General features: G+C 65.6%; 15 protein-coding genes and 3 pseudogenes. 8 read left to right on the top strand and 10 right to left on the bottom strand.

The features are described from left to right. Window positions 1–162 precede the first annotated feature (162 nt). The 3 genes from P3H15_RS50155 to P3H15_RS50165 form a co-directional block, all read right to left on the bottom strand. A complete protein-coding gene (locus P3H15_RS50155) occupies window positions 163–1,122 on the bottom strand; it encodes an alpha/beta hydrolase (protein WP_276144169.1) in 960 nt (319 codons plus the stop codon). 195 nt (window positions 1,123–1,317) lie between these two features. Beyond that, on the bottom strand, window positions 1,318–1,461 hold the full coding sequence (locus P3H15_RS50160) for a hypothetical protein (protein ID WP_276144170.1): 144 nt from the start codon (window positions 1,459–1,461) through the stop codon (window positions 1,318–1,320). Between the two features lie 130 nt (window positions 1,462–1,591). Beyond that, on the bottom strand, window positions 1,592–2,338 hold the full coding sequence (locus P3H15_RS50165; protein ID WP_276144171.1) for an SDR family NAD(P)-dependent oxidoreductase: 747 nt from the start codon (window positions 2,336–2,338) through the stop codon (window positions 1,592–1,594). Window positions 2,339–2,500: 162 nt separating this feature from the next. Here P3H15_RS50165 and P3H15_RS50170 point away from each other — a divergent pair, with 162 nt between their 5' ends. The 3 genes from P3H15_RS50170 (at window position 2,501) to P3H15_RS50180 (ending at window position 4,642) form a co-directional block, all read left to right on the top strand. Continuing rightward, window positions 2,501–3,115 (top strand): TetR family transcriptional regulator, encoded by a 615-nt coding sequence (locus P3H15_RS50170; RefSeq protein ID WP_276144172.1) that lies wholly within the window; start codon window positions 2,501–2,503, stop codon window positions 3,113–3,115. 388 nt (window positions 3,116–3,503) lie between these two features. Then, on the top strand, window positions 3,504–4,028 hold the full coding sequence (locus tag P3H15_RS50175; protein ID WP_276144173.1) for a hypothetical protein: 525 nt from the start codon (window positions 3,504–3,506) through the stop codon (window positions 4,026–4,028). A gap of 65 nt (window positions 4,029–4,093) precedes the next feature. Then, complete coding sequence (locus P3H15_RS50180; RefSeq protein WP_276144174.1) at window positions 4,094–4,642, top strand: RES family NAD+ phosphorylase; 549 nt, start codon at window positions 4,094–4,096, stop codon at window positions 4,640–4,642. A 333-nt stretch (window positions 4,643–4,975) separates the two neighbouring features. Here the strand turns inward: P3H15_RS50180 and P3H15_RS50185 are convergent, their stop codons facing one another. Further along, window positions 4,976–5,128 carry a hypothetical protein gene (locus P3H15_RS50185; RefSeq protein ID WP_276144175.1) on the bottom strand — a complete coding sequence of 51 codons (153 nt, stop codon included), beginning with the start codon at window positions 5,126–5,128 and terminating at the stop codon, window positions 4,976–4,978. A 295-nt stretch (window positions 5,129–5,423) separates the two neighbouring features. On the opposite strand from P3H15_RS50185, the gene P3H15_RS50190 reads away from it, so the two are divergent. Further along, complete coding sequence (locus tag P3H15_RS50190) at window positions 5,424–5,705, top strand: hypothetical protein (protein WP_276144176.1); 282 nt, start codon at window positions 5,424–5,426, stop codon at window positions 5,703–5,705. A gap of 260 nt (window positions 5,706–5,965) precedes the next feature. Here the strand turns inward: P3H15_RS50190 and P3H15_RS50195 are convergent, their stop codons facing one another. The 3 genes from P3H15_RS50195 to P3H15_RS50205 all read right to left on the bottom strand — a co-directional run bounded on the left by P3H15_RS50195 (window position 5,966) and on the right by P3H15_RS50205 (window position 9,606). Next, entirely contained in the window at window positions 5,966–6,637 is a 672-nt protein-coding gene (locus tag P3H15_RS50195) for a hypothetical protein (protein WP_276144177.1), read from the bottom strand. Window positions 6,638–6,901: 264 nt separating this feature from the next. After that, window positions 6,902–8,371, bottom strand: a complete 1,470-nt coding sequence (locus tag P3H15_RS50200; RefSeq protein WP_276144178.1) for a NarK/NasA family nitrate transporter — start codon at window positions 8,369–8,371, stop codon at window positions 6,902–6,904. A 587-nt stretch (window positions 8,372–8,958) separates the two neighbouring features. Continuing rightward, window positions 8,959–9,606, bottom strand: coding sequence for a ScbR family autoregulator-binding transcription factor (locus P3H15_RS50205; RefSeq protein ID WP_276144179.1), 648 nt, complete (start codon window positions 9,604–9,606; stop codon window positions 8,959–8,961). A gap of 272 nt (window positions 9,607–9,878) precedes the next feature. Between P3H15_RS50205 and P3H15_RS50210 the strand changes: the two are divergent. The 4 genes and pseudogenes from P3H15_RS50210 to P3H15_RS50225 form a co-directional block, all read left to right on the top strand. Further along, window positions 9,879–10,449 (top strand): annotated as a pseudogene (locus P3H15_RS50210) (amino acid permease); the annotation flags it as partial. 582 nt (window positions 10,450–11,031) lie between these two features. Further along, on the top strand, window positions 11,032–12,087 hold the full coding sequence (locus P3H15_RS50215) for a pentapeptide repeat-containing protein (RefSeq protein ID WP_276144180.1): 1,056 nt from the start codon (window positions 11,032–11,034) through the stop codon (window positions 12,085–12,087). A gap of 218 nt (window positions 12,088–12,305) precedes the next feature. Further along, on the top strand, window positions 12,306–13,187 hold the full coding sequence (locus tag P3H15_RS50220; protein ID WP_276144181.1) for a hypothetical protein: 882 nt from the start codon (window positions 12,306–12,308) through the stop codon (window positions 13,185–13,187). Between the two features lie 12 nt (window positions 13,188–13,199). Further along, on the top strand, window positions 13,200–13,409 hold the full coding sequence (locus tag P3H15_RS50225) for a hypothetical protein (protein ID WP_276144182.1): 210 nt from the start codon (window positions 13,200–13,202) through the stop codon (window positions 13,407–13,409). A 478-nt stretch (window positions 13,410–13,887) separates the two neighbouring features. Here the strand turns inward: P3H15_RS50225 and P3H15_RS50230 are convergent, their stop codons facing one another. The 3 genes and pseudogenes from P3H15_RS50230 to P3H15_RS50240 all read right to left on the bottom strand — a co-directional run. Further along, window positions 13,888–14,694 carry a phosphoadenosine phosphosulfate reductase family protein gene (locus P3H15_RS50230; protein WP_276144183.1) on the bottom strand — a complete coding sequence of 269 codons (807 nt, stop codon included), beginning with the start codon at window positions 14,692–14,694 and terminating at the stop codon, window positions 13,888–13,890. A 244-nt stretch (window positions 14,695–14,938) separates the two neighbouring features. Beyond that, window positions 14,939–16,332 (bottom strand): annotated as a pseudogene (locus P3H15_RS50235) (IS1380 family transposase). A gap of 134 nt (window positions 16,333–16,466) precedes the next feature. Beyond that, a pseudogene (locus tag P3H15_RS50240) lies at window positions 16,467–16,633 on the bottom strand (isocitrate/isopropylmalate family dehydrogenase); the annotation flags it as partial.

Consider the following 16,633-nt stretch of genomic DNA (forward strand, 5'->3'; position numbering starts at 1 on the left):
TTCCTCATCTCACACGCCGGTCCGCCATCAAGGCCGTCCACGGATTCAGGCTAAGGTGCAGAGCGCCGCCTGGCCCAAGCCCCAGACGTAGGGGCGGCAATTCCGATTTCGTCGGGAGAGTGCCGGCCGGAGTGAGCCATTGAGCAAGACGTTTCAGCGGAGTCAGGTGGATGTCGGCCCCTCGTTGGTGAGAGCGGCATCCAGTGCGGTCATCTGTGACTGGAGGAAGGCTCGCGCAATCGGGGTCTTCCTCTCGACCAGATCGAAGCCGTGGTAGGCGCCGGGGACCTGGTGGAGTGTGCACGTTACCCCGGCATCCCGCAGGCGGGTGGTGTAGGCGATGTTCTCGTCGTAGAAGAGGTCGTTGGTGCCGACACCGATCCATGCCGGGGGGAGGCCGGAGAGGTCTTTGTAGCGGGCTGGCGAGGCCAATGGTGAAACATCGACGTCAGCGACCGCACCGAGGTAGGAGCGCCACCCGAGCCGGTTGCTGTTCTGGTTCCACATCCGCAGTCGGCTCTCGTCGAGATCTTGGCGCGCCGTGGTTCGGTCATCGAGCATCGGATAGGACAATACTTGCAAGACAGGGCGAATCGCGCCGCGCTCCTTCGCGAGTAGTGCCAGTGAAGCGGCGAGGCCGCCGCCGGCGCTTTCGCCACCGATTGCGATCCGCGACGGGTCGATCTCCGACTGTTCGGCCAACCAGCGTAGGGCCTTGTAGCAGTCCTCTAGAGGTGTTGGGAATGGGTAGTCGGGTGCGAGCCGGTACTCCACTGACACCGCCATAACGCCCAGGTGGGTGGCGACGTGGCGGCACAATCTGTCTCCCATTGCGGCATTACCGATGAGGTATCCGCCGCCATGGATCCACAGCAGGGCGGGTGCTGGTTGGTGGGTCGACTTCGGCCGGAACACGCGAACCGAGACGTCTGCGTTGACGTTTACGGTTTCCCCGCCCCGAGGGGGTGTGCGTCCGATGACTTTCAGCAACCGTCGGATCAGGCCGACGGTTCGCGGGCTGACCACTGTGCGCGGCAGAAACGGCGCGAGACGTAGCTCTGAATTGAAGGTGCTGGGAAACATCATTGTCATCCTGTTTCTAGCCCACTGGGGGTGTTGCATTCTCCATCAAAAGACTTCGGCGTGGATCGCCCCCGGATCGCGCGCCTACTCGCACAGGATCCGGGGGTCGACGACCGCGACCAGGTCCGCGGGCGACGCCGTAGGGGCTGCGGAGCGGGCGATGGGGCTGCGGTTGGGTTGCCACCGAGCTTGTGGTGCCTGTTGGTGCACCTTCGAGTGGTCGCGTCGGTTGAGTTAAGGCTTGTGTCCGGTTCGTGCGCGGCCTTCGCCATCCGGTCGTTCTCCCGCAACAGCGTTTGTGGCTTCTTCGAGCAGCACGTAACCTCCGAAGCCGATTCCGGTCAGCGTGAGCATTGCTGCATAGAGTTTGTCGAGCATGGGGCATTGTCTCCTTGGTTTCGGTGTGATGACCTGAACTGCTCAGATGCCGACAATGGGCTTCGTTCCGGCATCGTTCTTGTGGGCGGTGACGGGCGTGGTGTCGCCGTAAGGGGCTGAGAGTTGGCGGTCAGGAGGCGGTCAGGCCGCCGTCGATGACGTGCTCCATGCCGGAGATGTATGACGAGTCGTCGCAGGCGAGGAACAGAACCAGTTTCGATACCTCGTCGGGTTCGGCCATGCGGCGGATCGGGACCGAGTCGGCGATGCCGCCGCCCGTCTCGTCGGTGGCAGCCTCCATCATCGGAGTCTTGATGTAACCCGGGTGGACGGAGTTGACCCGGATATTGTCGGGGCCGAATTGCACGGCTACCTGCTTCGTCATACCGCGGGATGCGAACTTGCTGCCCACGTAGGCAAGGTTCGGCGCTCCGATGATGGACACCATCCCTGCGGTCGACGAGATGTTGACGATGGTGCCGCCTCCCGCCTTCTTCATCGACGGGATGACAGTCTTCATGCCGTAGAATTGCGAATGCTGATTGACAGCAATCACTTTGAGGTATTCGTCCTCGCTGATCTCGACGACATCCTTGATCGGCCCGAGAATGCCCGCGTTGTTGACCAGCACGGTGACGGGCCCGAATGCCTTCTCGGTCCGGCTGACGACGTGGGCCCAGTCGCTGAGCGATGCGACGTCGTGCTTGAGGAACAGTGCGTTGGCGCCGAGCTCATCGGCAAGTTCCTTGCCTTCAGCTTCGCTGACATCGGTTAGTGCGACCTTCGCGCCCTCCTCGATGAACTTTCGCGCGTGCGCAGCGCCCATGCCCTGTGCTGCCCCGGTGATGATGGCAACCTTGCCGTCCAGTTTTCCCATGATCGTCGTACTCCTTGATGCGGAAGCTTGTCGCCACTCCGGGCGCGCCGGCGGCGGCTTTCTCGGAGGGCGTTGTTGTTGGTTCGCTCACGGTAGTGGAACTGAGTACCACAATGCAATGGTCTGGCGGAACATCCTGCGCACGGTGGCTACAGTGTGGGGATGCAGACGCCGCCCCGCCGGAGCCCAGGAAGACCGTTCGCGGCGACTCGGGATGCGGTCGAGCGCGCCGCTCTCACCCTGATGCTGCGCGATGGCTATGAGCAGGTCAGTGTCGATGACATCGCACGAGCGGCGGGAATCGGGCGGACGACGTTCTTTCGCTACTTCAAGTCGAAACCGGGCGTGGTGTGGTCTGCGTTCGACGACACGATTTCATGGCTGGCTGAGAATCTCACTGAACACCTGGAGCATTCAAATATTCTCGATGCGGTTCGGGAAAGCATCGTCTTCTCCACTCGCTCGGCGATATACAACAGCGACGTGTGGGTGGAGCGTTTCAGACTGCTCGACGGCAGCACCGAACTCCGTGCCGACGCCTACGATCACTGGGAACGATGGGCCTCCACGATCGCGACCTTCGTGGCTACTCGCACGGGTATTTCTCCGCAGGATGCGATCCCGATGGCGATCGCCGGCGCGGCCCGGGGCATGTTCCTCTCCGAACTGCGAAACTGGCTCAACACGGACGATGATCGCGAAGATATTCTCAACCGACTCGACAACAACTTGCGAACAGTGTTCGCTGCGTTGAGCGGGCTGTTGGCTGACTCCTGACGGGGAAGTGCTCAGCGCCTGGATCGACACCCTCTGCCCGGCGATGCGTCGCACGACAGAGCGCGGACTCTTAGTCGGACGACGAGGGCGTGAGGGGTGGACGCCGGTGTAGCGGCGCCCGGAATGCCTACTCGGTGAGGGCGCGGATGGCGAATCGCCCCGACGCTGCGAACAGCTACTGCGGCGGCGTTGCCGGGATCTCGGGGAGCGCTCTGTCGATGGTCGGCGGCCAACATGCTGAGGCGTTCACCTGCGGCGATGAGATCGATGTCCTCAGTGGCCCGTCGATCGGGGTGTGCGTTCGGGCCGCCCTCACTGGTTGACGCGGTTGACCCAATGGGCCACTATTGTGGTTGACAAGGTTGACGCGAAAGGGTGGGTAGTGGTGATGACGTCGCTGGTGGAGCAGGAGAAGCAGTTGATGGAGGAGCTCTCGCAGCGCGTGCACCGCACATTCGCCGCGGCGGCTGCGGCCGGTGTGCCCACCGACGCGTTCGCGGACGTGCAGGCGATCGCTGATGCGATGTCGGCCGCGCTTCCCACCCATCATGTCTATGACCAGGTGGTGGGCCCGTTTTACGATACGGCCGGGCTGACTCGGTGGTGGAATGTCAGTCGGCAGGCGGTGAGCAAGAGGGTCGCTACCAACGCGGTGATCGCCTGCCAACTCGAAGAGGGGCAGTGGGTCTATCCGGTGTGGCAGTTCACCAGCAGCGGCACGGTGGACCCGGCGCTGGTGCAGGTGTGGCGTGTCCTGCGTGCGGGGGCGGACCCGTGGACGTGTGCGCTGTGGCTGCGGGCACCGCAGGATGCGTTCGGCGGTAAGACCGCGGCGGGTTGGTTGGCCGAGGGCGGCTGGGTCGACCCGGTCCTGGCGGCGGCCCGCGCGGACGTGCAGCGGTGGGCGGTGTGACCCGTGAGGACGTTGCTCTTCGGGCGCCCGGAGCACGCACGCTCACGGGGTTTCCTGGTTGGCGGTTGACTGGGAGGCGGCAGGTCAAGCGTGGTCACCGGGTCTCGAATGGGCCGTGGTGGTTCTCCTCTTCGGGTGGCGGACGATTCGATCTGTCCGCGCCGCGGGGTACGTGTTACGTCGCATTCGATGAGGCGACGGCGATCCGGGAGACGGTGGGGGAGGCGTTGGCATCGCTCGGGGTGATCGCCCACGACTTCGCGGCCGAGCGGGCACTGTCGACTCTCCGGGTTCCGGGCACCCATGACCTCGCCGACACGTGCGCTGACGCGGCTGCCGCGTTCGGGCTCACCCGGGAGTTGTGTTCGATGACACCGTACGACGTTCCCCGGTCGTGGGCGGCGGCGTTCGATGTCGAGTTCGACGGCATCCGGTATCAGACGCGGTTCACCACGGGCCCGGCGGCGAATGCGGCCGCGGTATTCGGTCCGGCCGGTGAGGTGTCCTGGCCGGTGGACCCGCGTCCGGAGTCTTTCGTGGCGGCGGCGAGGCGTTGCGGTATTGCGGTACAGCCGCTTCCGCGGTCGGTCCGGGTCCTCGACCCACCGACCTGACGAGCCGAACCTGCGCTTGGTACGGCGATGTCGTCCGTCGAGCGCCGGACACATCAGCCGCGTGTGGAAGCGCCGCGTCCGCGACCCGTGGGGTTGGGCGGCGTGGGACCGTCTGGACGGAGGCGGTGGCGCCGAGCAAAGAGCCGGGGAATGACGCTGCGGGGCAGTCGGAGTCGTATTGGCCCTTTGGTCGGCGGCACCCGATTCAGACCCAACACCACCTGGTCGCCTCGATCATCGAACGCATTCTCGGGCGACCTGGACTCGTCGACCGATACACAGTGCGACTCGATATTGGTCGGCGGGGCGGGGGCTTGGCATTGGCGCGTCAGTTCACAGGTATCCACCGGTGGTCAGGGTGGCGGCGATGATCACTGCGGCGGCCATCACGGAGGCCGAACCCAGGATCAGATCCCATAACTTGCACTCGGGGTGGCGATTCCCGCCACTGTTGGTGGACTTCGTATCGTCGGTGGCTTCCGTCATATGCGCGTTCTTCTTTCGATCCCGAACTTCCCCGGCATCGCACCGTCACGACAATCACCCCGTTGAGCAGGGCGATGTCCGATGTTAGCGGGACTTGTCCGATGGTGCATCTCGACCGGTTGGCCCTGTCACGGTGGCCGGTACGAGCGCGATCCGCATGAGCAGTAGGAATGGCTGATTCTGTGGGAATGGCCTCGAGGACGGCCCGGCAGTGCACCGCCTGGGCCCCTGACTCGCTCGGAAAGCGACCGGGCTGGGTGTTCCGTGTGGTCGGATGTCCGGGAGGGAGGTAAGGATGATGGAACGTCCGGACCCTGGCGGGCCGACACGGCGCGAACGGTATGAACTTCTGGTCGCAGCGAATCTGGCGCAGGAGAACGCATTCGAGATCCTGGCATCGATCTCTCGGTCACGGGACCGGGACGACGCCGCGGCCCGCCTGCGTGAGCGCTACTCGCTCTCGCCGCAGCAAGCCGAGTTGATCCCGATGACGCCCTACAGGTCCATGACACAGCAGGACCGGGCTCGGACGAGGGAGGAACTCGACGTGTTGCGGAGGGACCTGGACGCCGAGTAGATACGGTCCCCTGCACAGTTTCTCGAGCCCGGCGTCCTCGTCCTTCTCCGTCCGGCCCGATTGGGAGCCAGTGACGGGACTTCGGCACCTTGCCCCCCTTCCAGGGGTGTGCCGGCCTCGCGCGGTGTGCGACGCCTGCCCGAGTGGTGTTTGTCCACTTGTCATGCTGCGTGGACTGTGATGGGAGGGTTCGCGGTGCGGCCCGCCAGCGCGGGCCGCACTCGCGGGGACATTGTTCAGTGCTGACGCTGCGGGCGGTGTTATTTCTTCGGGGCCGGGGGTGCGTTCAGCAAGGTGATGAACGGGTCGGCGTTGGCTGCCATGGCGCCGAGACCACCGATCGCGGTGCCGGCGAGGGAGGCGCCCGCTCCGACGAGTAGGGCGCCGCCGATGCATCCGGCCACCGGGCCGGCGCCGAACAGCAGTGCTGCCGGTGCGGAGATCACGGCCCCGGCCACGGCGCCGAGGAGGCAGCCGCCGACGAGACCGGTTGCGGCGCCGAGGAAGCCGCCGACGGCCGCGGTGAGGGTGATGTTGTCCTTGACGCCGGCGGTTGCGGCGGGCAGGTCGACCTGCCGCAACGGCAGGGTGACGGGGGTGGCGGCGGCCGGGCTGGTGTCGGTGGTCAGGGTCGCGGTGCGGCCGTCGATCTGTGCGGCGACCGGGTGCGCGAACCCGTCGATAGCGATCGACAGTGGCACCGACTCGACGGTGGCACCCGAGGCGTCGCGGACGATCAGGTGGTTGTTCTCGTTGCTCAGTGACCCGGCCGTGGTGTTGACGATGACCTGGTCACCGTTGCGGGCGAGGTTCCACCCCACCGCGGCGACCGGGACGGGGGTGGGGGTGGGTTCCGCGTGGGCGGTGCCGGCGACGATTCCCATCGACGCGATGGTCATGGCAGCGACGGCCATCAGTGTGGACATTCTCATGCTCGTAGATTTCCTTACTCATGTGTTTCAGGGGCCGAACGGGCCCTGCTGTGCTGGACGTAGTCCAGCGGACGGCGGCTGTGTCGGTCGATTCCGCGCCGAGGGCGCGGAATCACTCCTCGCGGGGTGTTGATCCGCACGCTGGGTGTGCAGCAGTCGAGGCGGGGATGTGTTCTGCTGAGTGGGGTTCCGCAGGTGGGATCGGCGTTCCCGTACGTTCCCGTACGTTTCCGCTTGTTCCCGTGCGTTTCCGTGGGGTGTTGTTCAGGCGGCAGGGGTGAGGGTGCCGGCCGGTGAGGGTGTCGATACGGTCGGTCGCCGCAGATACACCGTCCAGGTGATGACCGCGCAGAGGATGTAGAAGGCGGCGAACACCCAGAATGCGGTGGTGGCGGACTTGTGTACCCCGAGGTAGGAGGCGCGCAGGACAAGGTTGATGGCGACTCCGCCGAGTGCGCCGACGGCGCCGGCGATGCCGATCAGTGCCCCGGACATGGTGCGTGACCATGCGGCGGCGGAGTGGGGATCGTGGGGGTGCAGTGCCGCGGCTTTGGCCGCGAAGATGGCCGGGATCATTTTGTAGACGGACCCGTTGCCGATGCCGGAGATGACGAACAGCAGGATGAATCCGGTCACGTAGGCGGTCATGATGGCGGTGTTCGCGGACCCGGGGGTGGTGTCGTCGACGGTGCCGGCGACGACGAGGATACCGGCGGCGGCCATCATCGCGACGAAGCTGTAGAGGGTGATCTTGCCGCCTCCGATCTTGTCGGCGAGGCGTCCGCCGAGTGGGCGGGACAGGGATCCGAGGAGCGGTCCGATGAAGGCGATCTGGGCGGCGTGCAGGGCGGCGGTGGCCTGCATGGCGGGGGTCGCCGGGGCGCCGTTGGTCAGTCCCGCGAGGAAGGTGAGTTGCAGGATCTGGCCGAAGGCGAAGCTGAATCCGATGAAGGATCCGAAGGTTCCGATGTAGAGGAACGAGACGATCCAGGAGTCGCGGAAGGCGAGCACCTCGAGCAACGATCGTGCGCCGGTCTTCTGGTCGGTGAGGTTGTCCATGTGCAGGGCCGCGACCAGGGCGGCGATGCCGATGAGCACCAGGTACACCGCGCAGACGATCTGTGGGCTGCGGTTGCCCCAGCTGGCGATCACGAGCAGGCCGATCAACTGGATGGCCGGGACACCGATGTTCCCGCCGCCCGCGTTCAGCCCCAGGGCCCAGCCTTTGAGTCGTTGCGGGTAGAACGCGTTGATGTTGGTCATCGAGGAGGCGAAGTTCCCGCCGCCGAGTCCGGCGAACGCGGCGACGATCATGAACGTGGTGTAGGACGTCTCGGGCCGCGAGATGAAGTACAGGGTCAGGGTCATCGGCACCGCCAGGGCCAGTGCGCTGATGATGGTCCAGTTGCGGCCACCGAAGGTGGCGGTGGCGAAGGTGTAGGGCAGGCGGAGGACGGCGCCGACCAGGGTGGGTACGGCGACGAGGAAGAATTTTCCGGCGGCGTCGATGTGGTAGACCGCGGCGGGCATGAACAGCACCATCACCGACCACACCGACCACACCGAGAATCCGATGTGCTCGGCGAGGATGGAGCCGGCGAGGTTGCGGCGGGCGATGTTCTTTCCGCCGGCCTCCCACGCGGCCACGTCCTCGGGGTCCCAGTTGTCGATCCGATGCCGGACCGATACGGGGGATTGGGATGAGTTCGAAGGTCGCTGAGATAGTGTTGTCACGGCGTAGCTCCTGAGGTTGAAGATTTGCAGAACCATAGGGGCGGAATGTGTCCGCTCGATGGCGTGTGGTGTCGGTGCGCTTACACTTCGCTCACCCCGACAACTGCGCCGTAGACAGCACCCCGAAACAACATCGTGACTATCGGGCAACACGCTTTACATATCCATATGCCCTGGTTGGAGCTGCTTTCCTGGCTATGGGTCAGGCTGTTTTCCTGGCCGCAGCGCGGACGGTGTCGATCGCCGCGGTCGTCGGCTGGGAGTGTGGTGATCGTGGGCGGCAGTGCGGGACCGACGGTGATATGCCCGAACGCTTCAGGATGGCCCGGAGCGGGGCGAGGTCGACCAGACATGCCCTTCGAGGGCGAGCGGGGTTCGTTAGACGGTGTTGTGCCACAGGCGCATCCGGGTGACCGCGGTGGGGAGGAAGTCAGGTTCGGCGCGAACGCGGCCGCTGAGCCTAGTCACGCGTCGGTTGGCGCGGACCCCAGCACGAAGTCCGGTCGGCGGTTGCCGTGGCTGCGTCCGTGGCGGTCCGGCCGCGCTCCAGACGGAGCTTCCTGACACAGCACCCTCCGCAGCACCGTTCACGGCAGCCGCACCGTGGGCAGCCTGCGGGTGACGAATTGTCGGAAGTAGTCGACCTTCGGGGTGGTCACCAGCACCGGGAGCAGCAGATCCCACGCCATCGCGGTCCGCGTCGGCAGGGTGGCGGGGGTGTCGGTGGCCGTCGCCAGCAGGCGTGCGCCGGCGAAGAGTTCGACCAGGAGCTGACCGACTGCGTCGGGATCGGTGTCTTCGCGCAGGTCGCCCTCGTCGATTGCTCGGCGGGCGAGGAGTTGGTAGGTGGTTGTCCAGGTAACGAAGGTGTCCGTCTCCGGACTGCGGTAGTCGCCCATTTCGGTGATGAGGCGGAATGTTGCGCCCATCACCGGGTCGTGGAGGGCGGCGTCGACGGTGACGAAGGAGATGCCGATCATGGCTTCGAATGCCGGTGTGGGGGCGGCGAGGTACGGGGTGCACACGGTGGTGAACCGCCTTGTGCCCTCTTCGATGACGGCGCGGGCGAGTTCTTCCTTGGAGGCGTAGTGAAAGTACAGGGCACCCTTGGTGACCCGGGCATGGGTGAGGACCTCGCTGAGCTTCGTCTCTGCGTAGCCGCGGCGGGTGAACACCTCAGCCGCGGCATCCAGCAGTGCGCGACGAGTGATTTCCGCCCGCTTCTGGGTGGTCATTCACCTGCCCTTCGGGTAACGAGATCATCTGGCCGGGCGGCTGTCGTGAACCGTCCCTGGATGGGGTGGAACGACGCCCTGCACAAATGCATACCCGATGTGGAGGTTCGTCGCATGATGTTCGGTGTGGCCTGTGAGGCTTGATCGGTCCGGGGGAATCTCTGGCACCGAGTTCGGTCGTCGCAGAGGGCTGCCGCACCTGGCTGGTTTCTTAGCGGAATCCTCACGCCTCGGCGGCGGATTTCGGCGTTGTCAGGCCGTACGCTTCGGCGGTGTCCAAAGCCGTCCATGCGGTGCGACGCCTGATTCTGGGGCGTGCGCTGCGCAGTGAGCATCTCGGTGACCAGTTGCTGTCCAAGCGGCTGGCGCTGCCGATCTTCGCCTCCGACCCCCTCTCGTCGGTGGCCTACGCCACCCAGGAAATCCTGCTGGTCCTCTCGCTCGGTGGGCTGGCGTACCTGTATCTCACCCCGTACCTGGGTGCGGCGGTGGTCGTGCTGTTGGCGGTGGTGGTGCTGTTCTAACTGGCAGGTGGTGTTCGCCTACCCCAGCGGCGGCGGATTCTACGAGGTCGCGAACCGCAACCTGGGCCCGTCCGTCGGGCTGACGGTTGTCGCTGCCCTGCTCATCGACTACGTGATGACCGTCGCGGTGTCGGTGGCCGCCGGAGTGGACAACCTCATCTCCGCGCTGCCCTCACTCAACCCGCACCGGGTCGCGATCGCGGTCGGCTTCGTGATCCTGCTGACCGCGATGAACCTGCGCGGGGTCCGCGAATCCGGCAAGACGTTCGCCGTCCCCACCCATGGGTTCATCGCCGGCGTCCTGGTCCTGATCCTGACCCGGGATGCCACGGTCGGCGAGACGTGCGGTGGTCATCTGCAACGTGTTCGGGTTGAGGTCGAGCAGCGCCACCACCGGGTTCAGGGTGGGGTAGGTGGCGTGCTGGAGGTACCAGCCGGTTCCCGGGCCGATGTCGAGGTGCCGGCCACCGAGATGGGAGTTGTAGTGCGCTAGCAGGCGTTCGCTGGGGCACCGCCAGACGAGGGTGTTGCTCCACCGCAGCACGACGGTGTCGTACACCGACAGCAGCGCCCGACTGTATGGGCGGCGCCAGCCTTCTCCGCCTGGGTGACTCATCTGCAGACATGCATGTTCTCCCTCGTTGTTCAAGTGATGGCATTCCCCCGCCATCTCCGATCGTAAACGGCGCCGACTTCAGGGACTCGGTCGATTCGTCTGCCGCGATGTGCCGCGGCGTGTTCGGGAGTCACCCTGCCATTAGCGCCTACGCGCGGTAAAGAATGCCGTGAACTGCGGAAACAGCACGCTCCTCGATCTGGGTGGTCCGGACTTCGATGTCAAAAGGGACTGGATTCGACGGGGGCGCGTCGAATCACCGTGCGGTGCCGGAATACTACTGAGGTGACAAAAGTCGAATGGGCGCTGGCCCTCGCCGCAGGCGTCGCGGTGCTGCTATCTCTATGGTCGCTCTGGCGAACACGATCGGGCGTACCGAAGCGACCCCCAGCGACCGGACTAAAAGTGTGGTTCCGGATCTCTGTCGGCAGTGCCTTCGTGGCGGCACTAGCGCTGGCAGTGCTGGTCGTTGCCGGAATCTTCAAGGAGTGGGTGGCGCAGCGGTTCAGTGGTGTGATGACCCCTTTGGGCGCGGTAGTCGCGGCTTCTATCGCCTCGGCTGGAGCGGCTCGCACGGTCATTGCGCAGAACGTGATAGCCAGGAGACATCGCCTCGAAGATGCCGAGAAAGAATTGTGGAGCCGGTTCGACAGCGCGGCAGAACAACTCGCGGACAAATCCCATTTCGCGATCCGAGTCGCTGGCGTGTATGCCTTCGTCGGACTCGCAGACGATTGGCTCCACCACCACGAACGACGCGATGAAGTGGAAAAATCGGTCAGTTCAGTGCTGAACACCCGCGCGGAGTGCGAGACCATCGTGGACACGCTGTGTGCGTACCTACGTTTGAACACCCACCACGTGACTGACGCCGAGACACACAAGTCCGAGAAGATCGTCAACGAGGCAATCATCTCGCAGTTCCGTCTTCACCTGGGCACGAACGAGTCGACTCCCCCCGAGCCCAAAGTGAAACCGCCAGTGAAGGGTGCGTGGTCTAACCGTGGTCTAGAACTCGATCTTCGCGGCGCCGAGTTGTTCGGTTCGCTGCTGTTCAACGTGGACCTGCGCAACGCCTATCTCGCCCGGGCGGACCTGTACAACGCGGATCTGTCGGGCGCCCGGCTCGACGGGGCCGATCTGCAGGGCGCGGACCTATGCAAAGCTGATCTGAGTGGAGCAAACCTCACCGGCGCGATTCTCAAGGATGCGAAATATGACGACGAAACTCAGTGGCCGAGCGAATTCGATCCTCTGACCGCGAATATGGAGCACAAACAGACGGGAGGCCTTCATAGGATTTCCGTGACCGCCCAAGTTGCTCCAGCTCCGCCGCCGTAAGGAACGATCTTCACCTCGGTGTGTTTCGCTATGCTGGTGTGCGTTCGGTGGAAACGCCGACAGCACGCGTGGGAGCGAGTTGCTGGTTTGGTCACCGGATTGCTGCTCCCGCGGTAGACCCACCCCTTGGGGTGGGTCTGAGCGTGGCAGGCCGTCAATTGGGACATCATGCCTGCCACGCTTCGTCATATCGGGGGTGTGATCGGCAAGGGGAGGGAATGCTTTTGGCGTACAAGGTGAGCCCGGATGCGCCGCCTACCCGGTTGGATCCGGAGGCCGGCACCAGCGTTACGCCTGCGTCGAAGTCGGCCGGCTACCGCCCGGCCGCCGCGTATGACGATCGGGCTGTGGAGCGTGATTCGGCGCGGGAGCTGGATGCGATGGTCGAGGACGCCGAGTTCACCCGCGCCCGAAAGGACCTCGAGCGCGCCTTCCCCCGTACCACGGTCCCGGAGGTTTCCGAGCGCAAGCGGCGGGCGTTGCCGATTCCGGATTCGATTCGCCTGGGCCTGAGTTCCCGTCAGCGGAAGGTGCGGTCGGTCAACAAACACCGAGCGCAGTCGTCGTTGCCGAAAGTCGGCTACACCGCGGTGCAGACCCTGATCGACACCCCGGAGCACTGGACCACCGTGGGGGAGGCGTTGTCGACGGCGCGCGGGGACGCGCAGCAGCTGGAGGAGACGATGCGCTCGCAGGTACAACGGGTGGACCGAGCCATTCAGACCGCGGAACGGTGGGGCGATCGCGGTCACATCGTGTACTGCGCCGTCTCGCTCCCGCACACCGTCCCACAGCAGGCGGTCAACCTGCCCTCGACGCTGCAGCCGGGCTCGCGGCTGGACTTCGACCGGCACACGATGGCCACCCACGCCGTCCACGAACTCGACAGCACGCTGGGGGAGCGGGATGTGGTGTTCGAGATCGAGACCGGCCGGGGCATGTATCTGGGCCGGTCGGACACGGTCGACGACACCGCGCATCTGCTGCCGCGGGGGATGCGGTTCGAGGTCGTCTCGGCCGGTGAGGGTCGGTACCGTCGCCCGGACGGCAGCATCGGCCGGCGGATGATCGTGCAACTACGAGACGTCACCGAGGACTAGAAGGGGTTAGGGATGGGACTGTTCACCGACGACAAGGGCCGCCCCGAACTGGTCGTCCACCCGGACATCAAGCTGGGACGAGCGACGTTCCGGCCCGTCGACGAGAGCGAGCCGGTAGAACAGACACCCCGGCAACGGGCCCGACGGGAGCAACTGCGGCGAGTGACCGAGCAACGGCTGGCGAAACAGAAAACCGGAGACACCGACCCCGAGAAGGGATAAACGCCTCCGGCTCATCCTGTGCAACCGCAGTAGATGATTCTAACCTCCCATCGCGAAACACGAGAAAGCAGGTACGGTCCGTGGATCAACGACCAGGAACGAATGAGGAAGTCCATCCCCAGGCCCCGAAAAACGTGAGGAGTGGTGTACCCGTGCGGAACTGCGGGACTGGGGCTACAGCACTGCGGGCATCGACCAGCTCTTCGGTCCGGAAACCACCGGGCCCGGCGGGGTCACCGGCTGGGCGCGCGCTCACATCGACCATGTCGAGGACACGGTCGTCGCCCCGGCTATCCGACTGGTGCGGGAGGGATTCGACGACCCGGAATCGCCCGACGACGTCCTCAGCAGGGCGGGGATGTGACCTCGGGTCCGACGACGCCGTCAGTCTCGGTCGTTGACCGCGGGGACGTGTCGTCTCCGCAGGTCCGCGCAATGTCGGTATCGCGTACCCCCGGCCGTAGGGCACGCCTCGGGGTCAGGCTAGTTGCCGCAGGCGGGGCAGGACGTGCGCGAGTTCCTCGAACAGCGCCGGCCACCCGCGGCGCAGCCACGTCAACCGTCCCCGGTCGAGATGATTGCCGTCGAGCAGGTGTGAGAGACGATGCTGCTGTTCGGGAACGCCGAGCTGAGTGAGCTTGTCGTAGACCGGATTCACCGGGAGCCGATGCCGGGCGATGTGCGCCCAGACGTCGTCGGTGGTCCAGTTCCAGATCGGCCCGTACGCGATGGTGCCGTCGGCGCGGGCGATGGTCCCGTCGCGGCGGCCGTCGCGGGTGTAGAGGTGCCGGCGGGCGGCGGATTCGTCGGCACGCACACCCCACAGCTCACCCGGGCCCAGCAAGGCGTGGGCGCGGCGGGCGGGTTCGATGATCAGCACCTGCTGCAGATCCACTCGCGCGGCCGCGACGTCGGTGGGGGCGGCATGGTCCCACAGTCCGGAGTCGGCGAGGACCTGCAGTAGTGGCGGGTCGGCGGTGATGCGGTGCAGGTCCAGTTTCCACCGGTCCGCGAGTTCGGTGAGGTAGTCGTAGGTTTCGGGGTAGTCGAGGCCGGAGTCGAAGAACACCACCGGCACATCGGGTTCGACGCGGCGGGCCAGGTCGAGGACGACGAGGGAGTCTTTGCAGCCGGAGAACGCCACGTACCCGTCATGGGCGGCGAGATGCGCCTCGATCCGGGCGGTGATGTCCGCGACGGCCACGGCACTGCTCTTGGCCGACGGCGCCCGGAGCCCGCGCAACGTCGAGATATCCAGGCCGGGGTCCGGTGTCGTCGTCGCCACGATGGCCAGGCTACGACCTCCTCCCCGCACGTCACCGAACAGCTCCGGTCCTGCGTCGACAACTATGGCCCATATGGGGGCTAATCCTCAATCCGTGGATCGGTGATCTCGGTGATTTTCGGGTCGATCTAATTGGTGATGTCGATGGGCGACGGTGTTCGGGGCGTGGCTGATCTGCTGACCGGGTTGTCAGCTCATCCACGTTCGGTGTTCCTGGGTCGGGGCCGTGTGGCCGAGTGTCGGGTCAGGCCGCTTGTGGCGGTTCGTAGTCGATGATGTTGTCCCAGAGGGTTGTCCAGTCGACTTGTCGTGGCCAGTGAGCTGGAAGGTGAAGCACGGGTTTGCGTGCGGGTCGGGCGAATCGTGCGGGAACGTTGACCAGGTGCCGGCGCAGCGTGGCGCCTCTGGCGACGGCGTGACGGTTGCCAGCGAGGGTGCCGGCGGCGCGCAGCAGGTTGTGGGTGATCGCGGCGCAGAGCACCCAGGCGCTGTTCGCGCCGAACCGCTCCGACGGGATGTGCGCGAGTGGTCCGTCGATCAGGTCCGCGAACACTGTCTCCACGATCGCGTGTTTGCGGTGCACGACGTCGGCGTCGACGGTCGGCAGGTCGGAATTGGTGAAGAACGGGTGGAGCGCCACACCGGGAACAGCGCGTCCGGGTAGTTCGCGTCCTTGACCCGGCGCACGATCAGGCGGGCGGTGACCTGGTGGCGGCCGGAGAACGCGGTGTACTCGACCTCGGCGACCTCGGCGTCGGAGATCAACTCCCCGGTGTCGGGGTCGGTCACCGCACCGGGATAGTGCACCGGCATCCAGTCGCTGTCGTCGATGCTGGCGATCGCCCGGGTGATGCGCGGATTATGGGTCATCACCAGGGAGAACTCGATACCCGCGGCGACCGCGGCGCCGATAACGGCCTTGTTGCCGAACGCCGAATCACCGCGGACCATGATCTTGCCGTGCGCCCCGCAGGCGCGGGCGGTGGTGATCGCCGAACGCAGCTGGGAGGCGGCGCCGCGGCCGGATCCGCTCTTGCCGGCCCGCAACCGCATCTCGGTGATCACCGGCGCCGCCTGCGCGGTGGACAGGGTCGTGACCAGCGGCGACAGTCCCTTGCGGAGCAGGGCGCGGCCGGCGATCTTCGCGTGCCCGTACGACGCTCCTTGTTTCTGGTGCCCGTACACCGGGCGCAGCAGCGAGTCGATGTCGAGGAACGCCCGCCCGGCGATGCCGGGTAGCAGCGGGGTGCGGGCGGCGAGGGCGATCAGGTGTCGGCGCAGCACCGACCCGAGTTGGAGGCTGTGCCCGAAGGTGAACTCGCGCAGTAATATCCCCAGGGTCGAGGGGGCGTAGATCTGGTCGAACAGGGCAGGCATCCCGCCGGCCCGGAGCAAGTCCATGTCGTCGATGACGTCCGCTCCCGTACACATCCCGGCGATGATCGAGGTCAGTTTCCCGACCGGGTTCGCCGCGCCCGAGGCCACCCGCGTGGAGGTGAGGTCGACATGGGCGTCGATCAGCTCCGACAGGCCGGTCTGTTCGGCGAGTTCGAGGACCGGGACCAACCCTGCCGCCGACACGAGATTGTATTCGTCGAACACCGCGGATCCAGCCGTGAACGTGTGCGATGATTGCACTGAAAGTGCCCTTCCGTATGTGAACAATTGTGACGTGAGAATCTTGATTGCCTCACTACGGGAGACGCTTTCGTCATTCACACGCCGTTACTGCCGGCGTAGCTCCACGGATCCAGGCTAAATCTGCCGATATGTCAGGCCGGGGTCAGGGCCTTCTGCAGCGCGGCGACGATGGCCTCGGTGACGGTGTCGGTGTCGGCGGTCCCGCCGATGTCACGCGTCAGAGCGCCACTGCCGGTGGCCGTTTCGATGGCGGCTTCGACGCGGCGGGCCTCGTCGTGCAGGCCGAAGTGGTCGAGCA

Origin of the sequence: Rhodococcus sp. T2V (genome assembly GCF_029269925.1) — a bacterium.
Lineage (GTDB): Bacteria > Actinomycetota > Actinomycetes > Mycobacteriales > Mycobacteriaceae > Rhodococcus_F > Rhodococcus_F koreensis.

What these genes read in the sequence shown, in the direction of transcription:
- P3H15_RS50155 (WP_276144169.1), bottom strand. Translation starts at nt 1,122, where the DNA reads ATGCAACACCCCCAGTGGGCTAGAAACAGGATGACAATGATGTTTCCC.
- P3H15_RS50160 (WP_276144170.1), bottom strand. Translation starts at nt 1,461, where the DNA reads ATGCTCGACAAACTCTATGCAGCAATGCTCACGCTGACCGGAATCGGC.
- P3H15_RS50165 (WP_276144171.1), bottom strand. Translation starts at nt 2,338, where the DNA reads ATGGGAAAACTGGACGGCAAGGTTGCCATCATCACCGGGGCAGCACAG.
- P3H15_RS50170 (WP_276144172.1), top strand. Translation starts at nt 2,501, where the DNA reads ATGCAGACGCCGCCCCGCCGGAGCCCAGGAAGACCGTTCGCGGCGACT.
- P3H15_RS50175 (WP_276144173.1), top strand. Translation starts at nt 3,504, where the DNA reads ATGACGTCGCTGGTGGAGCAGGAGAAGCAGTTGATGGAGGAGCTCTCG.
- P3H15_RS50185 (WP_276144175.1), bottom strand. Translation starts at nt 5,128, where the DNA reads ATGACGGAAGCCACCGACGATACGAAGTCCACCAACAGTGGCGGGAAT.
- P3H15_RS50190 (WP_276144176.1), top strand. Translation starts at nt 5,424, where the DNA reads ATGATGGAACGTCCGGACCCTGGCGGGCCGACACGGCGCGAACGGTAT.
- P3H15_RS50195 (WP_276144177.1), bottom strand. Translation starts at nt 6,637, where the DNA reads ATGAGAATGTCCACACTGATGGCCGTCGCTGCCATGACCATCGCGTCG.
- P3H15_RS50205 (WP_276144179.1), bottom strand. Translation starts at nt 9,606, where the DNA reads ATGACCACCCAGAAGCGGGCGGAAATCACTCGTCGCGCACTGCTGGAT.
- P3H15_RS50220 (WP_276144181.1), top strand. Translation starts at nt 12,306, where the DNA reads ATGCTTTTGGCGTACAAGGTGAGCCCGGATGCGCCGCCTACCCGGTTG.
- P3H15_RS50225 (WP_276144182.1), top strand. Translation starts at nt 13,200, where the DNA reads ATGGGACTGTTCACCGACGACAAGGGCCGCCCCGAACTGGTCGTCCAC.